The organism is Marinoscillum sp. HNIBRBA16962 (genome assembly GCF_057801515.1).
Map to the genome: position 1 here is coordinate 4,666,884 of NZ_CM173603.1, position 24,406 is coordinate 4,691,289.

The 24,406-nt window shown below is 42.8% G+C and carries 29 protein-coding genes; 15 read left to right on the plus strand and 14 right to left on the minus strand.

Annotated elements, in window-relative coordinates; translation table 11 throughout:
* Window positions 1-86 precede the first annotated feature (86 nt).
* The 3 genes from AC3E9V_RS19345 to AC3E9V_RS19355 form a co-directional block, all read right to left on the minus strand.
* Window positions 87-359, minus strand: coding sequence for a Txe/YoeB family addiction module toxin (locus AC3E9V_RS19345; protein WP_488749806.1), 273 nt, complete (start codon window positions 357-359; stop codon window positions 87-89).
* Window positions 340-612 carry a type II toxin-antitoxin system Phd/YefM family antitoxin gene (locus tag AC3E9V_RS19350; RefSeq protein WP_488749807.1) on the minus strand — a complete coding sequence of 91 codons (273 nt, stop codon included), beginning with the start codon at window positions 610-612 and terminating at the stop codon, window positions 340-342. Before AC3E9V_RS19350 ends, AC3E9V_RS19345 begins: the two co-directional genes overlap by 20 nt.
* Window positions 613-774: 162 nt before the next feature.
* Window positions 775-2,235 (minus strand): glycoside hydrolase family 130 protein, encoded by a 1,461-nt coding sequence (locus AC3E9V_RS19355; RefSeq protein ID WP_488749808.1) that lies wholly within the window; start codon window positions 2,233-2,235, stop codon window positions 775-777.
* Window positions 2,236-2,389: 154 nt separating this feature from the next.
* On the opposite strand from AC3E9V_RS19355, the gene AC3E9V_RS19360 reads away from it, so the two are divergent.
* A complete protein-coding gene (locus tag AC3E9V_RS19360; protein ID WP_488749809.1) occupies window positions 2,390-2,575 on the plus strand; it encodes a hypothetical protein in 186 nt (61 codons plus the stop codon).
* A gap of 194 nt (window positions 2,576-2,769) precedes the next feature.
* On the plus strand, window positions 2,770-3,207 hold the full coding sequence (locus AC3E9V_RS19365; protein WP_488749810.1) for a GNAT family N-acetyltransferase: 438 nt from the start codon (window positions 2,770-2,772) through the stop codon (window positions 3,205-3,207).
* A gap of 43 nt (window positions 3,208-3,250) precedes the next feature.
* On the opposite strand, the gene AC3E9V_RS19370 is transcribed toward AC3E9V_RS19365, so the two are convergent.
* Window positions 3,251-5,797, minus strand: a complete 2,547-nt coding sequence (locus AC3E9V_RS19370) for a glycogen/starch/alpha-glucan phosphorylase (RefSeq protein WP_488749811.1) — start codon at window positions 5,795-5,797, stop codon at window positions 3,251-3,253.
* 237 nt (window positions 5,798-6,034) lie between these two features.
* On the opposite strand from AC3E9V_RS19370, the gene AC3E9V_RS19375 reads away from it, so the two are divergent.
* Complete coding sequence (locus AC3E9V_RS19375) at window positions 6,035-6,436, plus strand: DUF6146 family protein (RefSeq protein ID WP_488749812.1); 402 nt, start codon at window positions 6,035-6,037, stop codon at window positions 6,434-6,436.
* A 16-nt stretch (window positions 6,437-6,452) separates the two neighbouring features.
* Here AC3E9V_RS19375 and AC3E9V_RS19380 read toward each other — a convergent pair whose 3' ends face one another.
* Genes AC3E9V_RS19380 through AC3E9V_RS19390 form a run of 3 tightly spaced genes read right to left on the minus strand, consistent with a single transcriptional unit; the run spans window position 6,453 to window position 7,890 of the window.
* Window positions 6,453-6,926: a hypothetical protein gene (locus tag AC3E9V_RS19380; protein WP_488749813.1), complete on the minus strand. Its 474-nt coding sequence runs from the start codon at window positions 6,924-6,926 to the stop codon at window positions 6,453-6,455.
* Between the two features lie 12 nt (window positions 6,927-6,938).
* Complete coding sequence (locus AC3E9V_RS19385) at window positions 6,939-7,415, minus strand: hypothetical protein (protein WP_488749814.1); 477 nt, start codon at window positions 7,413-7,415, stop codon at window positions 6,939-6,941.
* Complete coding sequence (locus AC3E9V_RS19390; RefSeq protein WP_488749815.1) at window positions 7,396-7,890, minus strand: RNA polymerase sigma factor; 495 nt, start codon at window positions 7,888-7,890, stop codon at window positions 7,396-7,398. Before AC3E9V_RS19390 ends, AC3E9V_RS19385 begins: the two co-directional genes overlap by 20 nt.
* A gap of 264 nt (window positions 7,891-8,154) precedes the next feature.
* On the opposite strand from AC3E9V_RS19390, the gene AC3E9V_RS19395 reads away from it, so the two are divergent.
* From AC3E9V_RS19395 to AC3E9V_RS19410, 4 genes are all read left to right on the plus strand, one after another.
* Window positions 8,155-8,595, plus strand: coding sequence for a VOC family protein (locus AC3E9V_RS19395; RefSeq protein ID WP_488749816.1), 441 nt, complete (start codon window positions 8,155-8,157; stop codon window positions 8,593-8,595).
* A gap of 185 nt (window positions 8,596-8,780) precedes the next feature.
* Window positions 8,781-9,872 (plus strand): cytochrome-c peroxidase, encoded by a 1,092-nt coding sequence (locus AC3E9V_RS19400; protein ID WP_488749817.1) that lies wholly within the window; start codon window positions 8,781-8,783, stop codon window positions 9,870-9,872.
* A 318-nt stretch (window positions 9,873-10,190) separates the two neighbouring features.
* Entirely contained in the window at window positions 10,191-11,324 is a 1,134-nt protein-coding gene (locus tag AC3E9V_RS19405) for a Fic family protein (RefSeq protein ID WP_488749818.1), read from the plus strand.
* 209 nt (window positions 11,325-11,533) lie between these two features.
* Window positions 11,534-12,967 (plus strand): MATE family efflux transporter, encoded by a 1,434-nt coding sequence (locus AC3E9V_RS19410; protein WP_488749819.1) that lies wholly within the window; start codon window positions 11,534-11,536, stop codon window positions 12,965-12,967.
* A gap of 48 nt (window positions 12,968-13,015) precedes the next feature.
* On the opposite strand, the gene AC3E9V_RS19415 is transcribed toward AC3E9V_RS19410, so the two are convergent.
* From AC3E9V_RS19415 to AC3E9V_RS19425, 3 genes are all read right to left on the minus strand, one after another.
* Window positions 13,016-13,585, minus strand: a complete 570-nt coding sequence (locus AC3E9V_RS19415; RefSeq protein ID WP_488749820.1) for a hypothetical protein — start codon at window positions 13,583-13,585, stop codon at window positions 13,016-13,018.
* Between the two features lie 124 nt (window positions 13,586-13,709).
* A complete protein-coding gene (locus AC3E9V_RS19420) occupies window positions 13,710-14,252 on the minus strand; it encodes a dihydrofolate reductase family protein (RefSeq protein WP_488749821.1) in 543 nt (180 codons plus the stop codon).
* Between the two features lie 394 nt (window positions 14,253-14,646).
* Window positions 14,647-14,943 (minus strand): hypothetical protein, encoded by a 297-nt coding sequence (locus AC3E9V_RS19425; protein ID WP_488749822.1) that lies wholly within the window; start codon window positions 14,941-14,943, stop codon window positions 14,647-14,649.
* A gap of 134 nt (window positions 14,944-15,077) precedes the next feature.
* On the opposite strand from AC3E9V_RS19425, the gene AC3E9V_RS19430 reads away from it, so the two are divergent.
* Both AC3E9V_RS19430 and fabF read left to right on the plus strand, forming a co-directional pair.
* Window positions 15,078-15,632 carry a TetR/AcrR family transcriptional regulator gene (locus tag AC3E9V_RS19430; protein WP_488749823.1) on the plus strand — a complete coding sequence of 185 codons (555 nt, stop codon included), beginning with the start codon at window positions 15,078-15,080 and terminating at the stop codon, window positions 15,630-15,632.
* A complete protein-coding gene (gene fabF / locus AC3E9V_RS19435; RefSeq protein ID WP_488749824.1) occupies window positions 15,629-16,876 on the plus strand; it encodes a beta-ketoacyl-ACP synthase II in 1,248 nt (415 codons plus the stop codon). The genes AC3E9V_RS19430 and fabF overlap by 4 nt, the downstream gene beginning before the upstream one ends.
* Window positions 16,877-16,934: 58 nt before the next feature.
* On the opposite strand, the gene AC3E9V_RS19440 is transcribed toward fabF, so the two are convergent.
* Entirely contained in the window at window positions 16,935-17,132 is a 198-nt protein-coding gene (locus AC3E9V_RS19440; protein WP_488749825.1) for a hypothetical protein, read from the minus strand.
* 312 nt (window positions 17,133-17,444) lie between these two features.
* Between AC3E9V_RS19440 and AC3E9V_RS19445 the strand changes: the two genes are divergently transcribed.
* Complete coding sequence (locus AC3E9V_RS19445) at window positions 17,445-17,822, plus strand: SnoaL-like domain-containing protein (RefSeq protein WP_488749826.1); 378 nt, start codon at window positions 17,445-17,447, stop codon at window positions 17,820-17,822.
* Window positions 17,823-18,085: 263 nt separating this feature from the next.
* Window positions 18,086-20,773, plus strand: a complete 2,688-nt coding sequence (locus tag AC3E9V_RS19450) for a calcium-translocating P-type ATPase, PMCA-type (protein ID WP_488749827.1) — start codon at window positions 18,086-18,088, stop codon at window positions 20,771-20,773.
* Window positions 20,774-20,789: 16 nt separating this feature from the next.
* Here AC3E9V_RS19450 and AC3E9V_RS19455 read toward each other — a convergent pair whose 3' ends face one another.
* Entirely contained in the window at window positions 20,790-20,921 is a 132-nt protein-coding gene (locus AC3E9V_RS19455) for a hypothetical protein (protein WP_488749828.1), read from the minus strand.
* A gap of 186 nt (window positions 20,922-21,107) precedes the next feature.
* Here AC3E9V_RS19455 and AC3E9V_RS19460 point away from each other — a divergent pair, with 186 nt between their 5' ends.
* The 3 genes from AC3E9V_RS19460 (at window position 21,108) to AC3E9V_RS19470 (ending at window position 22,979) form a co-directional block, all read left to right on the plus strand.
* On the plus strand, window positions 21,108-21,593 hold the full coding sequence (locus tag AC3E9V_RS19460) for a hypothetical protein (protein WP_488749829.1): 486 nt from the start codon (window positions 21,108-21,110) through the stop codon (window positions 21,591-21,593).
* 72 nt (window positions 21,594-21,665) lie between these two features.
* Window positions 21,666-22,007, plus strand: coding sequence for an HIRAN domain-containing protein (locus AC3E9V_RS19465; protein ID WP_488749830.1), 342 nt, complete (start codon window positions 21,666-21,668; stop codon window positions 22,005-22,007).
* Between the two features lie 54 nt (window positions 22,008-22,061).
* The gene (locus AC3E9V_RS19470; protein WP_488749831.1) at window positions 22,062-22,979 is read left to right on the plus strand and encodes a mechanosensitive ion channel family protein; all 918 of its coding nucleotides are present in this window, start codon (window positions 22,062-22,064) and stop codon (window positions 22,977-22,979) included.
* Here AC3E9V_RS19470 and AC3E9V_RS19475 read toward each other — a convergent pair.
* Entirely contained in the window at window positions 22,976-23,119 is a 144-nt protein-coding gene (locus AC3E9V_RS19475; RefSeq protein WP_488749832.1) for a hypothetical protein, read from the minus strand. The genes AC3E9V_RS19470 and AC3E9V_RS19475 overlap by 4 nt on opposite strands.
* A 425-nt stretch (window positions 23,120-23,544) precedes the next feature.
* Window positions 23,545-23,901, minus strand: coding sequence for a hypothetical protein (locus AC3E9V_RS19480; RefSeq protein WP_488749833.1), 357 nt, complete (start codon window positions 23,899-23,901; stop codon window positions 23,545-23,547).
* 207 nt (window positions 23,902-24,108) lie between these two features.
* Here AC3E9V_RS19480 and AC3E9V_RS19485 point away from each other — a divergent pair, with 207 nt between their 5' ends.
* Window positions 24,109-24,351 carry a hypothetical protein gene (locus AC3E9V_RS19485; RefSeq protein ID WP_488749834.1) on the plus strand — a complete coding sequence of 81 codons (243 nt, stop codon included), beginning with the start codon at window positions 24,109-24,111 and terminating at the stop codon, window positions 24,349-24,351.
* The last annotated feature ends 55 nt before the right edge of the window (window positions 24,352-24,406 follow it).

Consider the following 24,406-nt stretch of genomic DNA (forward strand, 5'->3'; position numbering starts at 1 on the left):
ACCTTCTTCCACTTAAAAGGCTGTTGGTGACAACACCAACAGCGGCGCGAAACACCAACTGCGGCTCAAGGCACAGACCAATCAGCTTACACTAACTGATCATAATGACCTCCTATTGCAAAAATGTATATGTACTCATCATCAAACTTATAGATGAGCCTGTCTTTTTGTGAAATTCTTTTGGACCAAAGTCCGGATAAATTATGCTTTAGCGGTTCCGGTTTCCCCAATCCGGACGAAGGATCTGAGCGCAGCATTTCCTTCAGTAATTTGCAGAGGGATCTATGCAGCTTTTTATCCTTGTCTCTTAACTGTTCATAAGCTTGCCAGGTATTTCCTTCAAAAACCAGTGATCTCATTCATCTGGTCTTTTGTCGGCGCATACCCCTTATTTTTATGGTGGGTGGACAAAGATTCAAGGATTTGTTTCATCAGGCTGCTGTTTTGCAAGACATATAATGTCTCCTGCTCCCGCTCCCAATCCTCCGCGCTTAGTACTACAAAATCTTTCCCTGACCTCCTGGTAACCTTGATGGGAATATGCGTATTGATGACTTCCTCTACAAAAAACTTTAGCTTTTCCCTGAAACGATTTACACTAACACTGTCCATAATTTAAATGTACGGGATTTCCGTACAAAAGTAAGATAAAATTTAGAAATCCGCCTTTGTCGCCACCTTTGTTGGTGTTGTCATTTAAAGGCTGTTGGTGACAACACCAACAGCGGCACGAACACCAACTGCGGCAGGACAGGATAATGTTCGGTGATTCTACTATCTCCTCAGCGCATCAAACAGCTCTGCCAAATCCACTACCGCATAGGTGGAGGAGTAGTCCGAAACCGCGTAAGGCAGGATAAGACTGTTGTTATGGATCATCGAACCGCAAGAGTAAACCACATTAGGCACATAGCCTTCCCGCTCGTTTTCGGCTGGCACCAACAAGGGCTCCTCCAACCTGCCGATCTCTTTGGACGGATCGTCCAGATCAAACAATGACGCCCCCAGGCAATAACGCCGCATCGGGCCCACCCCATGTGAGATGACCAGCCAGCCTTCTTCCGTCCATAGTGGTGACCCACAATTTCCGATCTGGGTAAACTCCCACGGAAACCTGGGCTCCTGGATCCGGACCGGGTCATTCCACACATTAGTTCTGTCCGAGTACATCAGGTAGTTGTTCACTCCGTCTATCCGGGCGAGCATGGCATACTTTCCGTTAATCTTTTTGGGAAAAAGAGCCAGGCCCTTATTCAATGCCCCTTTACCATGCAGTGGCATGATGCGGAACGTGTAAAAATCCTCTGTGGTCAGCAGTTTGGGCAGGATGGTATGTCCGTTGAAGGCCGTGTAGGTGGCATATATTTTTTCCGTTTGATCATCTTCGGTAAAGCGCACAAACCGGGCATCTTCTATGCCCTTGCTCTCCGAATCAGATACAGGAAAGATCACCCGCTCTGATATGTCCGAATCCCGGTGAAATGCTACATCATAAAAAGAATCAGCCAGCCAGGTCAGCTCCTCCAGGGCCATTCTTCTTTCCGCACTGATGGTACTATCCGCTAATACTTTATCAACCGCCACTTTCAGTGAGTAATACTCAAACTTTTCAGGCAACCCCTCCATAATGGTTTTGGAATATTTATTTGGTATCCGCATTTCCCCCAGCTTCTTTACAAACCGACTTTTATCATACATTTTTTTATGCAGGATATCAGCCATATCTACATGATCGCCTACGGGCATCATGGTGAGGTCATTGTTTTTATTTAATATTCCCCTGCGAAATACAACGGAGGAGATGTGTCCTTCACCAGTGGCCCTGAAAGAAAGGATCACGCGTTTTTCTCCACGGTGCAGATTGGATTGGTCCATATCTTCAAATATGGAGGGGTTAAAAAAGGCAGCGGATTCAACGGAATACTCCATGGTGAGGTAGGAGCCGATAAGCATCTTTCGTTCGTCTGACAGATCAGTATAGCTGATCCCCATCGATTCGATGATCCCGCGGATATACTCACAATGCCTGAAAAACAACCGTGAAATATTCCGATGACGGTTAGCAAACCCCATGAGCGTATGCTCCAGCGTCGTATGGACCTGCTTATCATCCAGAAGCTGAAGCCTTTTCACCAACTCGATCGTTCGCTGATCACCGTTCATGAAAAACCGGGCGATCACCCTGCTGGAATCGGGTAGGAAATGGATGTTTTTTCTGGTGACGGGAATGCTCATTTTTTGGGAAAAAAATTTAAATCCAATTTTTCAGGGGTACAACCTGGAAGGTACAACATAATATCGATTCTCTACTCATAGACCCTGCGAGTATGGCACGCTTTCCCAAATAGATTTGTTATAAGCAAAACACCATGTCGTAAATTGTATTAAAATGAATATAGTAAGAAGTTGGAGAGAGCAAAAAATAATGCTCAAGCGGAGATTCCCAATCCTGGAGGATGAGGATTTTGAATATAAAGAAGGTCATAAAGAAAATATGCTTACCCGGCTTGCCGCTAAACTAAAGAAAACCAGAGAGGAGCTGGAAGCTTTATTTGCCGAGTTGCAGTTATATTAATCCTTTGTCAAGCTCACCGTGGGCGCCTTTTATTTCCTAAGGTGAAACCGCCCGCTATTGATGGATTGCTCTGCCTGGCGGGTTAGGGGTGCGCATGGAAATTTCTTAATTTAATAGCATTCCAACCACAAGTAAATCGTCGGGATTTCCGGACGGCCAATAGCGATTAACCCGGTTTGCATTAAATTTAACCGATGCGTCCACTTCCCGCATCCATACAACTCAAAGTGGCAACACGTGAGGATATACCAGCGTTAGTAGCTGCAGGAGATAACCTATTTGACTTCCCGGTAAAGCCAGACCGGGCCAGAGAATTTTTCGCTGATCCCCGCCATCACCTTGTCCTCGCCCTTGATGGAAACAAAGCAGTGGGTATGGTGTCGGCATTTCACTACGTGCACCCGGATAAAGACCCGACTCTTTTTATCAATGAAGCTTCGGTAATCAAAACCTGTCAGGGCCAGGGTATAGGGCAAAACCTTGTTAGATTTATGGTGGATTATGGAAGGCAACACCTGGACTGCAGAGAAGTCTGGGTAGCTACAGAAAATTCAAATGTCACAGCTCAAAACGCTTACCTGGCTGCCGGAGGAAAGAAAGACGATGAAGGGGTAGTTCTGATTGAGTTCTAAACCAACCTTGTCAAATCAATTTTAAAAGAGTTTCCGTTAAATTTTAAGTTTCCTCTGTGTGACTGAAAGCCCCATCAACAGGATCATATGCCGGCAACTTCACCTCAATTGGCTTGATCTTCCATATTTCATCGCAGTATTCCATAATAGAGCGGTCACTTGAAAACTTTCCGGAACGGGTCGTATTAAGAATAGACATCCTAATCCAATTATCCTTATCCGTAAAGGACTTACTAACTCGTTCCTGGCATTCAATATAACTCTGATAATCAGCAAGCAACATATACTCATCATTATGGATAAGGTGATCTGTCAACGGACGGAACAGATCTTTCTGGTCAGGAGGCGAGAAATAGCCGCCGGCAATCATATCCAGACATTGTTTCAGCTTATGGTTTTGCTTGTACAATTCATATGGATGATAACCGGATGCTTTCCTTTCATTTACCTCTTGCGCTGAAAGACCAAACAAGAAAAAATTCTCTTCGCCCACCTCCTCGCGAATCTCCACATTTGCACCATCCAAAGTGCCAATGGTTAGTGCTCCATTCATGGTGAATTTCATATTCCCCGTACCTGAAGCTTCCTTTCCGGCTGTTGATATCTGCTCAGAAAGATCTGCCGCCGGATACACTATCTGGCTGTTCTTTACATTATAATTCTGTAAAAAAATCACTTTTATCCTTCCATCCACAACAGGGTCATTATTGACAATGGCTGCTACGGAATTGATCAGTTTGATAATGAGCTTGGCCATATAATAACCAGGTGCGGCTTTCCCTCCGAATATAAAGGTGCGTGGAACAAATTCACCATCAGGATTGGCTTTTATCCGGTTAAAAAGTGTAATAATATGCAGGAGATTAAGGTGCTGCCGCTTGTATTCATGAATCCGCTTCACCTGAACATCAAATAGTGAATCAACATCTAGCCTGACGCCCTGAGTGGTAAGAATATACCTGGCAAGACGCTGCTTGGCTTGCTGTTTGGCGCCCCACCACTTCTGGCAAAAGTCGGGATCATCTACATGCATTTCCAGGAGCTTCAGGTGTATGAGCTGTTTGGTCCAGCCATCCCCTATCTTTTCAGTGATCAGGGCTGTGAGATCAGGATTGCTCAGCACCATCCACCGTCTTGGTGCTACCCCGTTGGTTTTATTACTAAACTTCTTCGGCCACATCTCATAAAAGTCATGGAGCACCTGCTTTATAAGCAGCTCAGAGTGCAACTCCGCCACACCATTTACTGCATAGCTACCTACGATGGCCAGGTGAGCCATGCGGATAAACTTCTGGCCACTTTCATCAACGATGGACATACGGGCTATCCGGGACTCATCCGTAGGAAAGTGATTTCTCACTTCTTCCAGAAAATGGTAGTTGATCTCCATGATGATCTCCAGATGACGAGGAAGTATGCGCCCCATCATTGGCATAGGCCACCTTTCGAGGGCCTCCGGCAGCAATGTATGGTTGGTGTAAGCAAAGGTATGACGGGTAATGTCCCAGGCAGTATCCCAGTCCATATGATGCTCGTCCACAAGTAAGCGCATCAGTTCGGCCACAGCAATCGAGGGATGCGTATCATTGAGCTGAAAGGTCATTTTCTTATGGAAAGTGCGAAAAGGTTGCTTTCTTACTTCCAGATGAAACCGGAGAGCGTCCTGCAGTGTGGCCGACACAAAGAAAAACTGCTGCATAAGCCGTAGCTCCTTGCCACTGACCTGCTCATCATTGGGATATAGTACCTTGGTGATATTTTCCGAATGTACTTTTTCCTCCACAGCTCCAAAAAAATCCCCACGATTGAAAGACTGGAAGTCAAATGATTCGGTAGCTTCAGCTTTCCACAGACGCAAGGTAGCAGCATTATCTGTCAGGTAGCCTAGTACAGGTGTATCATACGGAATAGCCAGTACGACCCGATCGGGGCACCATTCCACCCTGTATTTGTCATTGTCATCGGTCCATGATCTGGTATAGCCTCCAAATTTCACTTCCACACAGAGGTCATTTCGCGGGATTTCCCAGGGATTACCAAACTTCAGCCATTTGTCTGTAATCTCCACTTGCCAGCCATCACGGATCTCCTGGTCAAAAATGCCAAACTCATACCGGATGCCATAGCCGATGGCCGGAATATTCAGAGTGGCCATAGAGTCCAGAAAACAGGCTGCAAGTCTCCCCAATCCACCATTACCCAGCCCGGGTTCTTCTTCCTGATCAAGGAGCTCCTCCAGGTTTACTCCAAGACCACTCAGGCTTTGCTTTACACGTTCATATAGATCCAGGTTAACCAGATTGTTACCCAGATGGGGTCCCATTAGAAACTCCGACGACAAATAACCGACGACCCGGGCATTGTGATCATTGAATGCTTTTTGCGAGTGCAGCCATCGATGCATGATTCGGTCACGAACCGTTTGCGCAAGAGCCATATAAAGGTCGTTCTTTGTAGCGCCCTCCAATCGCTTGCCCTGGATGTAAAAGAGGTTATCCAGAAAAGCTCTTTTCAGGGTAGCAGGATCTAATCCTGTGCGGTCATCTTCTACCTGCACAGGAATGGTCGACCTTTTAGATATAGTGGGCATAACATTATTGGGTTTGGAATGACGGATATTACGGTAAAATCCTCAAAAAATCTATGACAAATGTCATGTAAACAGACTTTGGCTTCTGGCCAAACCTGTTTATAACCATAGCAAACAATGGCCACCATGTCACATCATTCAGTGCATTTATATCTTTATAAAAAGGGAACCATCGAAAGAACATTGCAGTTTCATAAGTGGCTGTAACTCAAACCAGTTTAACAGTCCATTGAAGTTATGAGAACCGTAATCAATTTTTTAGTAGTGGCAGGAGTGTTACTCACAAGTTGTGCAGTTCACCAATCCTATGCGCCTCGCATGGTTGGTGAAAATGTAGTGCTGGAGGATGAAGAAGAGGAGTATGAGCTGATCATCCTTGACAATGGCTTCCACAGCTGGTTCCTCACCAATGCCAAACCTGTCGCCTTCTACTCACTTAGCTACTATGAAGCTAAAAATCAACGATACGTAAGCTCATGGAACAGCCTGTACAACCAATATGGAGGAAGAGGCCCCTTTGAGAATTATATCAATTATGACTTCAGCATTAATTACGGGCTTAAGCTGAACTATCAGCTCTTCTGGTATTTCAAATACATTGAGTCGATTTACGGAAGTAGGTATCCGTTTCCAGGTTAGTGGATTTTATTGAAGTTCAATTACCACCTCCAATTGCTCCGGCCATCTGGATATAACTTTGCAGTTCATTTATTGTGGATATATTAAGTGTAGTAACCAAATATGTAAGTCCTTTATCATGTAGAAGTAAGTACTCATTTAAGTCCCCGTCTTTTCTCCTAAAAAAAGAAAATTGTTCCCGCGGATTTTTGCTCCTCATCATGATTTTAAACTGATCCAAATCAGATCCGGACTCAAAATCTTCATAAAAACTCTCACGGTCTTCCGGACACTCTACGAAAATGAGGAACCTGATCTCACTAATAGGACGAATTTCAGGGCTATTTTTAAACCTTTCATCTTCACTGATTGCCTGAAACATTTCCTCGGTAACCTCATAATATGAACAGCCCTCAAGTATATTATGGATTTTTTTGATGAGATCTTTGCTCTGGGCATTTATCATTTGAGAACAAAGAATGAAACTTACAACGATTAAAAATGATTTCATAGCTCTAAAAATTTAATTACTTTCTATTGATTTAAAATTTGATAACGGATCAAAGGGTTTTGTAAGGTCCATTCCCTGGTTAAGTCCGTGTATCCCCTGCTTATAATGGAATGAAAAAGATGAAAGTGCACGGTAGGTAACTTCAAGTGACTGATCAACTTCTTGTTGGGTTATACGGTTTTCATCAAACTCCGTGCGGCTGGTAGTTAAAATAATGGATCCAAAAACCAGCCCTGCTATAATTGCTGCCGCATACAAAAAGCTCCTCCGAAAACCCCTATTATCTTCAACTTCATCAAAAAATTCAGCCTTTGATACCAAAGAGGCACTCTCCTTCCTGGCACTTTTTACCAATTGAAGATAAGCTTTGAGTGGATCATGCACTGGGTCCGGATCTTCACTCAGCAACCCCTGAAGTTTCCCCATTTCAGAATCAGAGAGTTCTCCTTCAAAAAAGCGTTTTTTAAGATTATTTATTTGCTCTCTCATTTTCTAATGCATTTACAATGTGTTTTCTTGCTCTACTTAAGGTCACCCTGAGTGTAGGGATTGGTGTATCCAACATCTCACTAATCTCTTCATATCCATACCCTTGAAAATCCTTCAGTTCAATTACCATACGCTGCTGCAGGGGAAGATCTAACAACCTGATTTCTATAATATCCATTAAATCTTTTCGCTCAATTAAAGGCTCACCTTTAATCGTTGAATGATCAGCCTTCAAAGTCACTATATCTTTCCTTTTCCTCAACTTATCGATGCAGAAATTTTTAGTGGCTTTGAAAACAAACCTTGCCCTAGCCTCCTCACCAAGTGGCAAATTTTTCCTTATATGCCAAAGTTTGACCATCATATCATGTACTGTATCTTCAGCTTCCTCTTTGTTTTTTAAAATAGATAAAGCAAATCTGTAAATCGGTGTTTGTAACCTATTGACAAGGTTCCAAAAAGTCTCTTTATCCATTAATCTTAGTAGTTATGACTTCAAGTTGTGACTCGAACAGCTGACACTTTTTAGAAATGACGAATAAAATCCAAATTCATAACATCATTATAAAAAATTACAAGACCCGAGCCTTTTTCAAATCGTTTTTTTTTGATTATTTATTTGTAACTCACACATGCCGCCGCATTCCACCCTTAAGAATGTCAGATTCACACCCTCCTTTACAACATCAAAATGCAGAGCTTTGATCTATCATTTTCACACTTCAAAACTTTAAAAATCATGGCTAAAGTAAGCACCTATCTGAATTTTGTCCGGGAAACGGAAGAAGCATTTAACTTTTACAAATCGATTTTCGGAGGAGAGTTTTATGGGGACGGGATCATGCGTATGAAGGACGTCCCTCCCCAGGAAGGTATGCCACCACTCCCGGAAGAAGATCAAAATCTTGTTATGCATGTAGAGCTTACCATTTTGGGAGGTCACGCACTCATGGGAACCGATGTGCCGGAAAGTATGGGGTTTAACCTTACTCAGGGTGATAATGTCCACATCAACCTGGAACCAGATACCCGGGAAGAAACCAGGCGACTCTTTAACGCCCTATCCGCAGGTGGCAAAGTGACCATGGAGCTCCAGGACATGTTTTGGGGAGATTATTTCGGTAGCTGTATAGATAAGTTTGGTATCAACTGGATGTTCAACTGTTCTGAAAAATCATAAAAATAAATTATCCCTGATCAGAAACTCCCGATCAGGGATTTACCTGAACATTCCCTTCTCAGAGTAAACACCATTCAGTCACCTCTCATGAGCTCATACTAAACCCCTCACAATGAGCGTTTTATTCAAAAAACTTTACAACCATTTTGTCAGATCAAGTTTCTTAAGTACAAAAACCGTCTCCTATGAAAAGCCTAAACACCTTCCTCCTGCTCATTTTGATACTTTTTACCGCCCTGCTCACTGCTTGTATTGAAGATATCATCCGCGAACCGGAACCACAGGAATTTGCGCCGCCTTTCGAGGAGGTTTTCGATGACTTCCAACTGGGCAGAGTGCTATTTTATGATAAAAACCTCTCAGCAAATAATGATATATCCTGTGCCTCATGCCACAAACAGGAGTTCGCCTTTGCTGATAATGTAGCACTAAGCGAGGGGACAGGAGGTCGGCTAACCTCGCGCAACAGTATGCCCCTGCAAAACATCAATACGGATGTCACTTTTGTCTTTGACTCTGCAGATATGATGGAAGATACCATTCCTCCCACCCCGCTTTTTTGGGACGGCCGGGAAAAAGACTTATTCACCATGGTCCTGTTACCATTCACCGACTCAAATGAACATGCTCTGAAGGATGTTTCTGCTCTGGTACAAAAAGTAAGAGAATTACCTTATTATCAGCAAGCTTTCGAAAATGTGTTTGGTCCGCATGTGGAAATTGACGAGGACATTATCGCCCAGTCACTAGTGACATTTGTCACTAACATCCACACTTCTGAGACCCGTTTTGATGCTTACCTGGCTACTGGTGGAGGCCTCTCTGAACAGGAGCTTGAGGGGAAAGCGTTGTTTTTTGAAAAATATGACTGCAATGCGTGTCACCAGGTAGAAAACCCTTCTGGCTATCTGGCGGTCAGCAATGGTTTTTCTAATATTGGATTAGAGCTGCTTACCGATGATCAGGGCAGGCAGGAGGTAACGGGACTGACTTCTGATGCCAGAAAATTTAAGATCCCTTCTCTCCGAAATGTAGTACATACGGCCCCTTATATGCATGATGGGAGATTTCAATCGCTGGATAGTGTCATTGAGCATTACAGCACCCGACTATTTGCAGACCCTAACCTTGATACCCTCCTTCAGGATGAGAATGGTGACCCACTTGTCCTCAATATCTCCGGAGAAGAAAGAGAAGCCATCATTGCATTTTTGGGAACGCTAACAGATGAATTATTACTTGAAGACCCCTCCTATAGCAACCCTTTTGAGGAATGAAGTTTTAGATATTAGTCTTTGTCAGGTTATGTTGAATGATCGTGGTGGAGTATGGGTTTGATACAAATATTCCCCCTTTTTCTTTTAAAGGGGGCGATGGGGGTTATAGAAAAATTTATCAAACCCATACTCCTTACAACTTAATTGCAACTTGAAGCAGGATTAGATACAAGATGATGTAAAGCCCTCAGGGAGTAAACATCAAAAAAACCATTATTCAATGTCTACCCGCTTGCAGACATCAAAAAATCTGCCTACTTTTGACTAGACATCAAAAAATTAGTATTTTGATGTTTACTTAAAAACAGACATCAAAACATGAAGTCACCCTTATTCAAGATCAACCCTGATCGTAACACACCCTGGAATGAGCTCCCGGACTTACCAATTGAACCGGAACTCTACAAAACAGTTGATATACTGGAACAACTAGGCAATACTAAATCTGCTTTGGGCAGACTTCATGGCCGCTCAATAGCCATTCCCAATCAGGCCATCTTTATCAATACCATCAGCTTGCAGGAAGCAAAGGCATCCAGTGAGATAGAAAACATCTTTACTACGGATGATGAACTCTATCAGGCATATAGCGAACAGCGAGATGATCATGCCATCAAAGGTCCACCTAAAGAAGTTTTAAGATACCGGGAAGCCTTATGGGCAGGTCATGAATACCTCAGTGAAAGAGAAAGCTTTGATCTTGACTATTTCATCACTATCTACCGCCTTGTCAAACAAACCAATGATGGTCTGCGCCCTCCGAGCGCACGGGTTTACATTCGACAGGGAGGCTCCGGCCCGAATGCCGGCAAAGCCATCTATACACCTCCCAGAGGGAAAGGAATACTTGAAAAGAAACTACTCAACCTGGCGGAGTTTGTAAATGATGATCAAAAATACCCTGTAGACCCGTTGATCAAAATGGCTGTTGCACATTATCAGTTTGAGGTCATACACCCTTTCAGGGATGGGAATGGCCGGACGGGGAGGATCTTCAACATCAACATACTGACCCAAAAAGGATTAATGGACTTACCTATTTTATTCCTGAGTAAATACATCATTGATCACAAAAGCGAATACTACTCGCTATTGGCCGGGGTTACTCAAAGAGGCCTTTGGGAAGCCTGGATACTCTTTATGCTAAAAGCAGTAGAAGCTACAGCAAATCTCACTTTCAATAAGATCAATGACATCCTTGATGCCAAAGATGGAATTATTGAGGCTATAGGAGCAGAAACGAAAATTCGGAAACCTGATCAGCTGCTCCAAATGATCTTTACCCAACCTCTAACCAAGGTCAGTCACCTCACCGATGCAAAGATCTATGCAGAGGGTACTGCCAGAAACTACCTCAACGAGCTTTGCGATCTGGGAATACTCGAAAGAAAAACCATCTCTGGTCATCACTACTATCTAAATCTGGAACTATACAGAATCCTGTCTGATTAAAACCCGCAAATTTTAGTTTTCCGTATACATTCAAATGCTACCGGTTTGATTTTTTAAAAAAAAGTACAGAGTCGGTGACATAGGATTGTCACTCCAGGCTTTCTCTTTGCAGTGAAAACGATCCGCTCATTATTTTTTGTCGTAAACAACCTCTTATTGTGCCGTTTTCACACCTTAAAAATTAATAAAAACACAAGCACCTTTGACCTATGGAAACTCATAATGAAACAACAGCCACTGAATTACCACCTGCTCCTAAAAGATCACTATGGAAAGCGCTCAGTGACGCCATTCGCGGCACAGATGCTGACTACACACAGATTGATCTGAAAAAAGCGATTTTTCTTCTTGCAGTCCCCATGATCCTGGAGCTGGTAATGGAATCCACCTTTGCCGTGGTGGATATTTACTTCGTGGGCCAGCTGGGATCATCAGCAGTAGCAACAGTTGGGCTTACTGAAACATACTTATTCCTTCTCTATTCGATCGCCATGGGGCTTTCTATGGCCGTTACAGCCATCATCGCTCGCAGAGTGGGAGAAAAAAAGAAAGGGGAAGCTGGCAAATCTGCCATACAGGCCATTTTCCTGGCTTTACTCATATCGCTTCCTTTTGCTTTTGCTGGAATATTTTTCGCAAAAGAGTTACTGGCACTTATGGGTGCGGATCAATGGAGTCTTGACACCGGGTTTCGCTATACGCAGTGGATGCTCGGAGCTAATGGGGTTATCATCTTATTGTTTGTGATCAATGCCATCTTCCGGGGAGCCGGTGACGCATCCATTGCCATGTGGGTGCTTTGGATTGCCAACGGCTTAAACATGATACTCGATCCAATTCTGATCTTTGGTTGGGGGCCCATCCCGGAAATGGGCATTCAGGGAGCTGCTATAGCTACAACAACAGGCCGGGGTTTTGCTGTGGTCATACAGCTCTGGATACTGGCTAAAGGTGGAAAGCACATACGTGTCACCCTTGCTCAAATCTACTGGGATGCAAAAGTGATCCTTAATATCGTCCGTACGTCGCTTGGTGGAGTGGGACAGATGATTGTAGCCATGACCTCCTGGATATTTCTCATGCGAATATTGGCTAGCGTAGGCAGTGAGGCCGTTGCTGGTGCAACTATAGCACTGAGGGTAATGCTTTTTACCCTGATGCCCGCCTGGGGACTGTCCAATGCAGCAGCCACCCTGGTAGGGCAGAATCTGGGAGCCAACAACCCGGAGCGTGCTGAAGCTTCTGTCTGGAAGATCGGGATCTACAATATGCTCTTCCTGATCGGGGTCTCCATCGTTTACTTCTTCTTCAATGAACCTTTAATGCGCATATTTACAGATAATCCGCGTGTAATTGCGATCGGTGGAGAATGGCTGCAGATCTTATCTTACGCTTACTTTGTCTATGGCTGGTGGATGGTTTCCGTACAGGCCTTTAATGGATCCGGAGATACACAAACTCCTACCAAGATCAACCTGGTGTTTTTCTGGTTGATCCAAATTCCGCTGGCTTATCTACTGGCTATCCACTTCGATTGGGCTCACACAGGAGTATTTTGGGCGGTATTCTTTTCAGAAACAGCTGTTGGCTTATTTACACTCTGGTTATTTACCAGGGGGAAATGGAAAACGGTGGAGGTATAACGATTTAGCATGAAGAAGGCTGTGACAATTTGCAGCCTTCTTTTTTATTTAAAATCCCATATTATAACCCACGGTTATAAGTATGGGTAAAGGTTCTATAACTCCATCAATTCTTGGATCATTTTTGATGTCATTCATCATTTCTTCATAGGCGGGACTTTTCACGGGGACTATGATCCCAAACTGCCAGAAGTTACCGGAAGCCCTTTTGCTGTCCATTTTTATGCCTACTCCGAAAGATGGTCCGTAAAAAGTTTCGGTATATTCGGGAGCCCCGTCAACATACGTGACGGCATTGTAGCCTCCCATTCCGGACAGGTAAAATACCGTACGGTTTATTTCTGCAAAATCATATTGTAGCCCCAGGTTAAAACCAAAACCAGCAAGGTTATAGCCCAGGCCTGTAAATAAATTAAGCTTGTCAGCTACATTATAACCGATCCGGGCTCCAAGCCCTCCATAAGGGAGCCCTATCCCCACTCCGAAAGAACCAAATCCTTCTTTGTTGATGGGGTTCTCATATTCCTGACCGAAAACCTCGGGACGTGCCTGACTAAAAGATTGATGAGAAAAAACAAAAATTAAACAGAAAGGTAAAATGGCGGTAATAGATTTCATTTTTTAGAGATTTTGAATTTTACAGCGCAAGATAAACTGTTCTTTTAAATATTCCATAAAGCTCAATTAACTCTAACATAAAAATAAAAAAGCCCACCCCGATACCAGGATGAGCTTTTGTTATCTAAAAGTCATACATTATCTGATACTGGAGCAGTCTGACGCCATTGGAATAAGACACGCTATTTAGAGGCTTCAAACCATGTCTGGTAGGGTGTCCTCCAAATAGGGGTATACCAGCTCCGAATAATACAGGGTTAACCTTTAGCCACAGTTCATCTATCAAACCATGCTTCAGCATCAACCCAGCCAGCTGTGCACCCCCACAGAGATAGATCGGCGACCCTACCGATTGCTTGAGTTCTCTTACAAAGCCAACAGGATCTTCGCTTACTATCTCTACCTGATCATGCTGATCATCCAGGCTTAAACTTTCAGAAAACAGATAATGCTGCATGTGAGGATAGGCTGGCTGACCTGGTTTCAGCCCGTACCTGTAACCATATTCATAGGTTTTCCTGCCCATGATGACCGTATCATAGTCCTTTAAGTGATTTAGATAATCAGCCACATGGTCTCCTTCTTCCAGAAACCCTGTGGTGCTGCCATCAGAATGTGCAATGAAACCATCGATTGTAACTGCTACGTGATATATCAAATTTCTCATCAAATACGCGTTTAAGGTTTTAACAAAATCAAATAAGGCGGGATAAACGGCCATAACCGATCAGCAGCATAAAGTGCTCATGATTGAAAAAATTTATATGAAGAATAACCGCGAAAATATCAGACCGAGAGGTCTGCAAGGATGTCAACCCTGTAGCGGGTTGAATGGATCAAACAACCGGATACCTCTGAGATGAGGTTTTTTTAAGATGTGTTTTTTTATTTGATCATGTTTGAAAATCCCTCGATTTTGATTCCAGAGACATTACAAAGATATACTATTAGCAAATAATGGCAAACCGTTGATTTTTTTTGACAAACCAGTGGTTTCATCCACTAAAAAGAAAGGCAGCCGTTCGGGCTGCCTTAAATAAGGAGTTAATTTAAGAAACAGATCAGTTGAGCGTCTTGGAATAAACCTCACGCAGATGATCTATCTGCTTTTGAGCAGATATCTTTTGCTCCTCAAAGACCTGAGCTAATTCCTTTACAGAGTTCTCATTGGCCTGGGATATCTTACTGTAGACATCTTGTAATGAATCCCTGGTTTTTTCCAGATCTCTGATCTCATTTTCCCATTCATCTTTCATTTGCTTCTCAACCTGCTCAGATCTTACTTTGAATTCATTGACTTCATTGACTATTTCATCAATTGTTTCTTTCGTTTTATTTTTCAATTCAAGGGTGTTCATAATTTTTTATTATTTATGGGTTAACTATCTGTGTTATAATTATTTAACGTACTATCATAAAAGAAGTTTGGAGCAATTCCCTGGGTTTTACGGATTTCTATTTAGGTTTGCCTACCTACTGATAGATAGGGTGTATGTCTAAGCGTGATGAAATATTAGAAATTGCCGAAGGACTAATTCTTTCCAGGGGTTATAATGCCTTTAGCTTTGCCGATATCTCTCAGAAATTGAATATCAGAAACGCATCCATTCATTATCATTTTCCCTCTAAAACTGAACTTGGGAAGGCCCTTATAAACAAACACATCCTTTTGACAAAAAAGCTGTTTGAGGAAATTAAAAGTTCTCCTCCTGAAGAGCAATTAAAAGCGTTCTTTACAATTTACGAACATCGCAAAGTAAAAAACCAGGTTTGCATGGTGGGCTCTTTGGCTACAGATTTCTTTACTGTGGACGAAACCTTACAAAATGAATTAAAAATGCTGGCCAACCTTGTTCTGGAAGGATTGACCTGTATCTTAAAGCTCGGAAAGGAAGCGGGTTCCTTTTACTTTGAAGAAGAGCCCAGGACAAGAGCCCTGATGATCATCACTAATCTGCTTGCCGCTTTGCAGGTATCCAGACTCACTGGAGATGAGGATTTTGACATTATTAAGAAAACTGTTTTTCAAACCATAACTAAAGAATGAAACGAGTAGTAATTACTGGATTAGGTGCTGTTTCGCCATTAGGCAACAATGTAAATGATACATGGGAGCAAGCTAAAAATGGGGTGTCAGGCGCACGGGAAATCACCCGGTTCAACACTGAAAAATTCAAAACCAGATTTGCTTGTCAGGTCCGGGATTTCGACCCCTCAGTCTACCTAGACAGAAATGAGATCAAGCGGTCAGACCTATTCACGCAGTATGCCCTGTATGCATCCACGGAAGCTTTGAATGATAGTGGGCTGAACCTGGAGACCATTGACCCGTTCGATATTGGGGTCATCTGGGGTTCCGGACAAGGTGGAATGGATACATTCGAAAAAGAAGTGAAAGAGTATGCACTGAATGATTCCGTACCCCGATTTAGTCCTTTCTTTATCCCCAAACTGATCACTAACATGGCCTCAGGTATGATCTCTATGAAGTTTAGGCTGATGGGGATCAACTATACCACTGTAGCTGCATGTGCCACAGCTAATTCCGCGATAATGGATGCCTATAACTACATCCGGCTTGGCAAAGCGAAAGTTTTTATTACAGGAGGCTCGGAAGCTCCCGTTTCCGAAGCTTCTATGGGAGGTTTCAATGCCATCAAGGCCATGTCTACCCGCAATGATGACCCTGCAAAAGCCTCCAGACCTTTTGACGTAAACCGGGACGGATTTGTAATGGGCGAAGGAGCAGGCGCTTTGGTCCTGGAAGAATATGAGCATGCGAAAAAGCGTGGAGCTAAGATCTACGCCGAGGTGGCGGGGTGCTCCATGACTGCTGATGCCTATCACATGACCGCCACTCATCCGGAGGGTATCGGAGCTACCAGAGCCATGAAGAATGCCCTGGATGAGGCCGGACTAACTCCACAGGATGTTGATTATCTCAATGCTCATGCCACGTCTACACCTGTAGGTGATCCAAGTGAAATCAAAGCCATCACTTCTTTGTTTGGCTCAAACCCGTCCAGCCTGCACATCAGTGCGACCAAGTCCATGACCGGACATCTCCTGGGGGCTGCAGGCGCTATAGAAAGTATCTTTTGTGTGAAAGCCATTAACGATGGTGTGATCCCTCCTACTATCAACCTGGATGAAGTAGATCCTGTGATACCTGGCTCACTCAAAATTATAGCAAACGAAGCAGTAGAAACACGCGTCAATGTGGCCATTAATAACACCTTTGGGTTTGGTGGTCATAATGCGATCTCTTTATTCAAGAAATTTGACGGATAATCTAAAAGAAATTATTAATGGGAGGTGGCATGCTAAGGCATGCCACCTCCCGATTTAATCAATAATCATCTTGTCTGGCTACATTTTTCTGTAGCTTCTTCAATCGCTTGCCCTTTTTCTTATCCAGCTCGCGTGCATGTTGGAGATCAGTAAACGAATGATTGGTCTTCTGGCTTTTGCAAGACCCAAGTGAACCAATCATAAATAGTGAAAGTGAAGCCGCTATCACAAGGCTTCTCAGTGAACAAATTCTCATAGCTGTAGTGGTTATAAAATGTAATTAATTAAAGAATTAATTGTACTTTACATACGCAATGTAAGTGATAGGTAACCACGAAACCAAAAATAATTACTAAAAAAACGCATTGAATTTCCAAAAAATCTCCCACTCACAGGCAATTCATTAGCTCCATCACTTTATAAAGGGTATAATCTTTGGGACACGCCTTTTATAATTTCTGTATTTCTCACCAAATCTAAAAAAGTTCGATTTTTCATACTTATGGTGACATAGGGTTGTCACTGAGGCGGATTTCTTTGAGTAAAAGAAACCTAAAACCATAAAATCATGACAACACAAGAAGTAGCAAACAAACTGATCACTCTATGCAGAGAAGGTAAATATGAAGAGGTATATCAGGAACTGTTCTCACCGGAAATAGTAAGTGTGGAACCTGAAGGAGGTGGCTGGGAACCTGCAAAAGGCCTGGAAGCCATCCGCAAGAAAGGACAGGAATGGAGTGAAATGGTAGAAAAAGTTTATTCCAGCGAAATTTCTGACCCCATTGTGGCTGAGAACTTCTTCGCTTGCACGATGAAAACAAAGATCAAAATGAAAAACAGTCCTGAGCCATTCAATATGGATGAGGTTTGTGTTTACCAGGTAGAAGATGGAAAAATTATAAAGGAACAATTTTTCTATACACCTGTGCCACAAAATGCATAAGTTGATCGTTCTAATCAATAAATAACCACAAGTCCCGTATCCTGATGGATTCGGGACTTTATTTTCTCACTTAGTTTTTTTGCATTGACTGAAAAAACATCTCACAAAATGGAAGCATCTATGAAAAAAATCCCGCTTCTTTTTATTGATATATGAGCTTTTCTTTCTCCAAAAAATAATATTTCAGGGTTGACCAACTTTTCGCCGTAAAGTCCGTTCACTGAGTGCAAAAAATGGTATATTAACAGCCTCACACCGCAACTATGAGATATTATTTTAAAGGACTTACCCCACAGGAAGTAGAGGCATCCAGAAAAGAGTTTGGTGATAACGAACTTTCACCTGCTAAAATAGAAGGGTTTTGGGATAAGCTAAGGTCCAACTTCAAAGACCCTATCATTATCATACTAAGTGTAGCCCTGCTGATCATTTTCGGGCTGTCATTGCTAGGCCTTACAGAATGGTACGAAGCCCTGGCGATAGGAGCAGCAGTAGTTCTGGCCACGCTTGTATCTACCTATTCGGAATTTAAAAATGAGTCTTCTTTTCAAAAACTGCAGGAGGAGGCTTCAAAAATAAAAACAAACGTCTTTCGAGACGGGCACGTGATACAGATCCCCGTTCAGGAAGTCGTCAAAGGGGATCATATCCTGCTACAGGCTGGTGATAAAGTACCTGCAGATGGCTACCTGATAGAAGGTGAGGTGAAAGTAAACCAGGCTTCTATGACAGGAGAAGCGGAAGCAGTCACTAAAAGAAAAATAGGTGAAAATGATTCCGCTCAAGACAAGGACCTGGGAAACGCTTTCAGCATTTTCAGGGGTTCCGTCATCGAAGACGGAGAAGCCGTTTTGCTTATAGAAAGCGTCGGAGACAACACTTTTTACGGTGTGCTTGCCAAAGAACTGGCAGAATCTGATGACCGTCTTTCTCCTTTACAGCTAAAACTCAAAGGTTTAGCAGATCTGATCAGCAGGTTTGGTTATATCGCCGCTATCCTTATTTTCATCACCTTTATGTTTCAGAAGTCAGTAACTGCGAATGGCTTTGAATGGGAAGCGATCCTGGCTTATTTTCAGAACTGGCAGCAGCTACTGGCAGATGTTATGAGCGCCATGGTCCTTGCTATTATTATCGTGGTGGCTGCCGTACCGGAGGGATTGCCTATGATGATTGCTATTGTTCTTTCCCTCAACATGCAAAAGCTGCTAAGGGAAAAAGTGCTGGTAAGGAAGCTGCTGGGTATCGAGACTGCCGGTAGTCTTAACATTCTTTTTTCTGACAAAACCGGAACGATAACCAAAGGTAAGCTCGAAGCAAAGCTGTTCATCACCGGCTCAAACAACATGTACGAGGGGCTTAGTGAAATTCCGGATATCTCCAGGAGGCTGCTGACCTTTTCGGTCCTTGAAAATTCGGCAAGCTTTATTTCACCTGATGGTGAAATAGCCGGTGGAAATATATCCGAACAGGCGCTACTTTCTTTTGTGAAAGAGGAAGTTCCCGGACTGGAGAAGCATAACATCGAACATCAGAAAGAAATTCTATTTAACAGTGAGCGTAAATTTTCAGCCACACAGATCAAGTCCGATTTTATCCCGGAGGGTTTTCAGTCTGACAGACTTACCCTGATCAAAGGCGCTCCTGAAGTCATTCTGAATCTCTGTGACCAGTTTTATCATGAAGAAGGCAGGATTGAGAAGCTGGCCAGCAAAGAAGAGATCAATAGCCGGATGGAGAAGCTGGCTGATGCAGGAATGCGGCTTATAGCGCTTGCTGTTTCTGAAAATGAAATAGGAAGTGATCACCAGCTTCCTGGTGATGCTGTACTTATTGGACTCATAGGCATACGTGACGAGGTACGTAGCGAGTCCCGTAGCTCGATAGAAGCTGTACAAAAGGCCGGGGTCCAGGTGGTGATGATCACCGGTGACAGGAAAGAAACCGCCAGGGCCATAGCCACCGAAGTAGGTCTACTCAAAGACCCTGATGACGTGATCCTGGTTTCTTCTGAACTCAACAAAATGAGTGATGATGAAATCAAAGAGATCCTGCCTCGTTTGCACGTAATTGCGCGGGCGCTCCCCTCTGATAAGAGCAGAATGGTACGAATATCCAAAAGTATGGGTCTGGTAGTAGGGATGACAGGCGATGGGGTGAATGATTCTGCTGCCCTGAAACAATCCGACGTGGGCGTAGCAATGGGAAGCGGATCGGAAGTATCAAAGGAAGCAGGAGACATTGTCATCCTGGATGATAACTTCAATTCAATAAGCAACGCTATTCGCTATGGCAGAACAATTTTTAAGTCCATACGGAAATTTATTGTTTTCCAGCTTACCGTTAACGTAGCTGCGGTCACGACCGCCTTTCTGGGACCTCTGTTTGGGGTTGATTTTCCGCTCACCATCATCCAGCTGCTCTGGATCAATATGATCATGGACACCTTAGCAGCCATTGCTTTTGGGGGTGAGCCGGCATTGCACCGGTACATGTACGAACCTCCGGTAAACCGTGAAGAAAACATCCTTACTAAAAGTATGCGTTCTTCAATTCTCACCAGCGGGCTGTTTATTACCGCTTTCTCCATTTTCTTCCTGACTTTTGAACCTATGCGGCAGTTGTTTTACCGCGGCGGACAGGCTAACGAAGCTGTGTTTCTCTCAGCATTTTTCAATGTTTTCATTTTTCTGATTCTTTTTAATGCATTCAACGTAAGAACAGAAAACCTGAACCTCTTTGAGAATTTGAATAAGAACCCGGGATTTTTAAGAGTGATGGGATTGATTTTCGGGCTTCAGATCCTTTTTACATACATAGGAGGACAGATACTCAGAACCACCGCTCTGAATCTGCAGGAATGGCTGATCATTACCGGCCTATCCTTACTCATCATACCCATAGACCTGAGCAGGAAGTTCCTTTCCGGGAAACTGACTGGCTCAAAGTAAGTACATAAAGCACCATTTAGAACGGCAAATGAAACTCACCTGCCATTTTAATAATTGCGTCAATGCTTACTTTGGCAGCTATAGATAACAATCCAAAGATGAAAAGAACAATAGCCCAGTCGACGATATCGTATTTTCGTATCAACATGGCTTTTGGGTTTTGTTGTATACTAAATTTAATAAGAATTCAGGACAATTTCATGCTGTAGATCAGGTGGGAAATTGAATTAAATCACCCTTTCAGAATACAAAAAAAATATTTCGAGACCTGTTATCTATCACTAGTAAAATCCGTTTAATGCTTAAGCTGCCGTAAATAATCAGCTAACTTAAAATGGAGATTGATACTTTTAGTGTGATTACAGGAATAGGATTCTTCGTATTCATATTTGGCACACTCGGGTTCCTGGTGTGGAAAGGTAAAGCCCGAACCAACAAAATGAAAAAGGCACTGGATGAGATGAGTATTTTTTATCGTCTTCACATCGAACAGCGTGAAGTCTGGAATGATAAGGCGCTGGGTCTGGACACAAGGAGCAAATCGCTGATTTTTATAGATCATAGTAACAATGAAAAGAAACGCCAATTAATCAAACTATCCGGTCAGATCACTACAAATGTTTTGCACCTTGATGACGTAATCCAACTGATTATAGAATGCAAGGATAAGAATGCTTTTTCAAGAGGAGTACTTACGCTTTTTAATGTCGCAATTGATGATCCGGTAGAGTCAGGGTATCACCTGCTCCTGGCAAAAAAATGGTCAAACTACATTAGGGAACTTTCAGCCAATCCCACCAAAAGATCTAAAGCCGCTTAATTATTACAGGCAGTAAACCTTTATATGTATTTTATTTAGTATGGTTAAAGCCAATATTTGTAACTTTCAGTTGTGGGTAAAATCATCAACATACCATCGGCTTTTGTCTATGAATCCAAAGTAGTAGGTGTCTCACATGAAAATCCTGATGGCACCTCCAGACAGGAGATCATCCGAAAAGAAGTGGCCGAAGATGACCCCCTTTTTCTCGAACCAGACCCAAAAAATGATTATGACCCCAATGCCATAAAGGTCCTGTCAAAATACAGGCATCAAATAGGTTTTCTGAAAAAAGATCTGGCAGAGCAGGTAAAGCCGGCACTGATAAACCAAACCAGGATATACGCCAAAGCCTTGTGGGTCAATGGAGATAAGATGCTCGGCGTAGGAATAAGGATAGAGCTGGTAAGCTGATTTTTTCTAACAATTAGTCCTCAAAGCTGTTTTTAGCTGGGAAAACATACTTTTATGGATAAGTTTTTAAACGAGGATTTTTACACTTCGCTATTCCAGAAAGCTGTAAACTGGGCCGTAGAAACCGTTCCGATGTTGCTGCTGATAGTGGTTGTTTTTCTTATTACGTTATGGTTGCTGAGGGCATCGCTAAGAAAGCTGAAAAAAGCGATCCTTACCCATGTTCAGGGTGATAGTGACAACCAGATGGAAAAAGAAAAAAGGGCGACCACTCTTATGGGTATCACCAGAGGGATCATAATGATATCACTATGGTCGGTATTTATCCTGATTTTTCTCCGCCAGCTGGGGATGGATATAGCTCCCATACTGGCAGGTGCGGGAATTGTAGGCCTGGCAATAGGTTTTGGAGCTCAGGAGCTTGTCAGGGATGCGATATCAGGTTTTTTCCTGCTTTTGGAAAACCGGATCAGAACGGGAGACGTGGCCATTGTAAATGGTACCGGCGGCCTTGTAGAATCTGTTAACCTAAGGACGATAACCCTTCGCGACCTGTCCGGTGTAGTGCATACATTCCAAAATGGCAAGATCAATACGCTGGCCAATATGACCAAAGACTGGTCAGCCATGGTCTTTGATATCGGAGTGGCTTACAAAGAAGAAGTGGATCATGTGATAGAGATCATCAAAGATGTAGGGGAACAGCTAAAGGCTGATAAGGAGTTTTCGAACAAAATAATAGAACCAATAGAGATCTTTGGTCTGGATAAGTTTGGCGATAGCGCAGTGGTGATCAAAGCACGGATCAAAACGCTCCCCATCCAACAGTGGGTGGTAGGAAGAGAATTTAATAAGCGTCTAAAAAGCGCATTTGACAGCAAAGGTATTGAAATACCGTTCCCTCACCGTACCATCTACTGGGGCCAGGAGATTTTACCTCTGCATCTGAAACTCAATAGGGAAGAAAACTAAAACGTATAGCCGAAGGTACGGATATCCTCTTCATAAACACGCTCCACAATAGCTCTGGTTTCATCTGTATAGTAATTAATCAGAATAATGCCTGTGGTTTGATTTGTTTTTGTGAGGTAATCTGAAAAACCGTTTACCAACCTTCTTGGCTACTTTTTCGCAATCCGTTAGTAAGGTTTCAAAATTGCAAATGTGGTCTACCATCAGTTTTCCTTTCTGATCAACTATCCAATGGCACTGTGGCAAAAACATTTGCTCTCCCGGCAGGACTATGAATCGATCTAATATTGTGCACAAACCCGGTAAAATCGTCTGGATACATTTTGGATCGTCTCAGGTCTCTTTCCCGCTGATTTCCGCCGGATGCTCTGTAACATATGTAAGCAATGAAAAACCAGATAACCATTGTAGCAAAGAAAATCCAACCCACTTTTTGCTTTACAGAAAGATCAAGTTTCAGATGCTCAGGGTAGTTGTATTCATTTTTAAGTAGGGTCTTTTTACCCTTTGATGCAAGCTTGAGCAAATTATTACAACCAGCTCATCAAAAAGAGCTGGACAAATATTAATCCTCTACCAAATATTCCTTTGCTTCCTCCTCATTGTCAAAGGGTCGCATCTTACCACCAAGGATCCTGTTATACCCCATCAGCAATACTTTTTTAGCTCCGGTGATCCCTACGATTGCTGCCTTTACGGGAATATGCTTCGTCTCTTTTCCAAGCTTTCGGATATAGTCTGTAAACTTAGTTGTGGCAAATGCATCACTAATATTCACCAGGCGCAAGTGGGGCTTTTCTTCTTTAAGCAACCAGTTTCTCAGATCCTCTGCGGTTTGGAGCATTTCTGCTTCCGTCCGCCCCTGATAGTTTACATAAATGATTTCCTTCCCTTTGTAGTTTAATTTTTGAAATCCGGACATAGTTAAATCAATGATTAAAGCAAGTGAGCAGCTAAAATAGAAAAAAGTCTATTGCAATACTCGCACCGGCTTCACAAAATTACCACCCAATATCAGTTTTTTAAGTTTAGCAAATTATTTGCTATGATATTAATCATAAGATCATATGATTTCTGACATGGTTAATGTTTAAGTAATGCAATAGATTAAAGAGGACAAACCACCTTCATGGAAAATATATCAGAAAACCTGTTGTCCAGACACTACCTCGCCAAAGACCGGTATGATAGCAAAGAGTATCTAATCGATCAAAAGACCTACACGCACATCATAGACTTGGTCCATTTCTATCATGAAAGTATCTACATGCTGCCCGATGACGAAGTGGTCCATGTGCAGAAGTTAGAGGGACCTGAACATACATCTCCCTGTGACATTCCCGTTAACCACATTGTATTTAATTTACATTAATCAGCCTATACCCTACCACCTTATATGCTACTTAAGTACTTCTCCCCGACCTTTA

Coding starts and splice junctions, on each gene's coding strand:
- AC3E9V_RS19345 (WP_488749806.1), bottom strand. CDS start 359: ATGAGATCACTGGTTTTTGAAGGAAATACCTGGCAAGCTTATGAACAG.
- AC3E9V_RS19350 (WP_488749807.1), bottom strand. CDS start 612: ATGGACAGTGTTAGTGTAAATCGTTTCAGGGAAAAGCTAAAGTTTTTT.
- AC3E9V_RS19355 (WP_488749808.1), bottom strand. CDS start 2,235: ATGAGCATTCCCGTCACCAGAAAAAACATCCATTTCCTACCCGATTCC.
- AC3E9V_RS19360 (WP_488749809.1), top strand. CDS start 2,390: ATGAATATAGTAAGAAGTTGGAGAGAGCAAAAAATAATGCTCAAGCGG.
- AC3E9V_RS19365 (WP_488749810.1), top strand. CDS start 2,770: ATGCGTCCACTTCCCGCATCCATACAACTCAAAGTGGCAACACGTGAG.
- AC3E9V_RS19370 (WP_488749811.1), bottom strand. CDS start 5,797: ATGCCCACTATATCTAAAAGGTCGACCATTCCTGTGCAGGTAGAAGAT.
- AC3E9V_RS19375 (WP_488749812.1), top strand. CDS start 6,035: ATGAGAACCGTAATCAATTTTTTAGTAGTGGCAGGAGTGTTACTCACA.
- AC3E9V_RS19380 (WP_488749813.1), bottom strand. CDS start 6,926: ATGAAATCATTTTTAATCGTTGTAAGTTTCATTCTTTGTTCTCAAATG.
- AC3E9V_RS19385 (WP_488749814.1), bottom strand. CDS start 7,415: ATGAGAGAGCAAATAAATAATCTTAAAAAACGCTTTTTTGAAGGAGAA.
- AC3E9V_RS19390 (WP_488749815.1), bottom strand. CDS start 7,890: ATGGATAAAGAGACTTTTTGGAACCTTGTCAATAGGTTACAAACACCG.
- AC3E9V_RS19395 (WP_488749816.1), top strand. CDS start 8,155: ATGGCTAAAGTAAGCACCTATCTGAATTTTGTCCGGGAAACGGAAGAA.
- AC3E9V_RS19400 (WP_488749817.1), top strand. CDS start 8,781: ATGAAAAGCCTAAACACCTTCCTCCTGCTCATTTTGATACTTTTTACC.
- AC3E9V_RS19405 (WP_488749818.1), top strand. CDS start 10,191: ATGAAGTCACCCTTATTCAAGATCAACCCTGATCGTAACACACCCTGG.
- AC3E9V_RS19410 (WP_488749819.1), top strand. CDS start 11,534: ATGGAAACTCATAATGAAACAACAGCCACTGAATTACCACCTGCTCCT.
- AC3E9V_RS19415 (WP_488749820.1), bottom strand. CDS start 13,585: ATGAAATCTATTACCGCCATTTTACCTTTCTGTTTAATTTTTGTTTTT.
- AC3E9V_RS19420 (WP_488749821.1), bottom strand. CDS start 14,252: ATGAGAAATTTGATATATCACGTAGCAGTTACAATCGATGGTTTCATT.
- AC3E9V_RS19425 (WP_488749822.1), bottom strand. CDS start 14,943: ATGAACACCCTTGAATTGAAAAATAAAACGAAAGAAACAATTGATGAA.
- AC3E9V_RS19430 (WP_488749823.1), top strand. CDS start 15,078: ATGTCTAAGCGTGATGAAATATTAGAAATTGCCGAAGGACTAATTCTT.
- fabF (WP_488749824.1), top strand. CDS start 15,629: ATGAAACGAGTAGTAATTACTGGATTAGGTGCTGTTTCGCCATTAGGC.
- AC3E9V_RS19440 (WP_488749825.1), bottom strand. CDS start 17,132: ATGAGAATTTGTTCACTGAGAAGCCTTGTGATAGCGGCTTCACTTTCA.
- AC3E9V_RS19445 (WP_488749826.1), top strand. CDS start 17,445: ATGACAACACAAGAAGTAGCAAACAAACTGATCACTCTATGCAGAGAA.
- AC3E9V_RS19450 (WP_488749827.1), top strand. CDS start 18,086: ATGAGATATTATTTTAAAGGACTTACCCCACAGGAAGTAGAGGCATCC.
- AC3E9V_RS19455 (WP_488749828.1), bottom strand. CDS start 20,921: ATGTTGATACGAAAATACGATATCGTCGACTGGGCTATTGTTCTTTTC.
- AC3E9V_RS19460 (WP_488749829.1), top strand. CDS start 21,108: ATGGAGATTGATACTTTTAGTGTGATTACAGGAATAGGATTCTTCGTA.
- AC3E9V_RS19470 (WP_488749831.1), top strand. CDS start 22,062: ATGGATAAGTTTTTAAACGAGGATTTTTACACTTCGCTATTCCAGAAA.
- AC3E9V_RS19480 (WP_488749833.1), bottom strand. CDS start 23,901: ATGTCCGGATTTCAAAAATTAAACTACAAAGGGAAGGAAATCATTTAT.
- AC3E9V_RS19485 (WP_488749834.1), top strand. CDS start 24,109: ATGGAAAATATATCAGAAAACCTGTTGTCCAGACACTACCTCGCCAAA.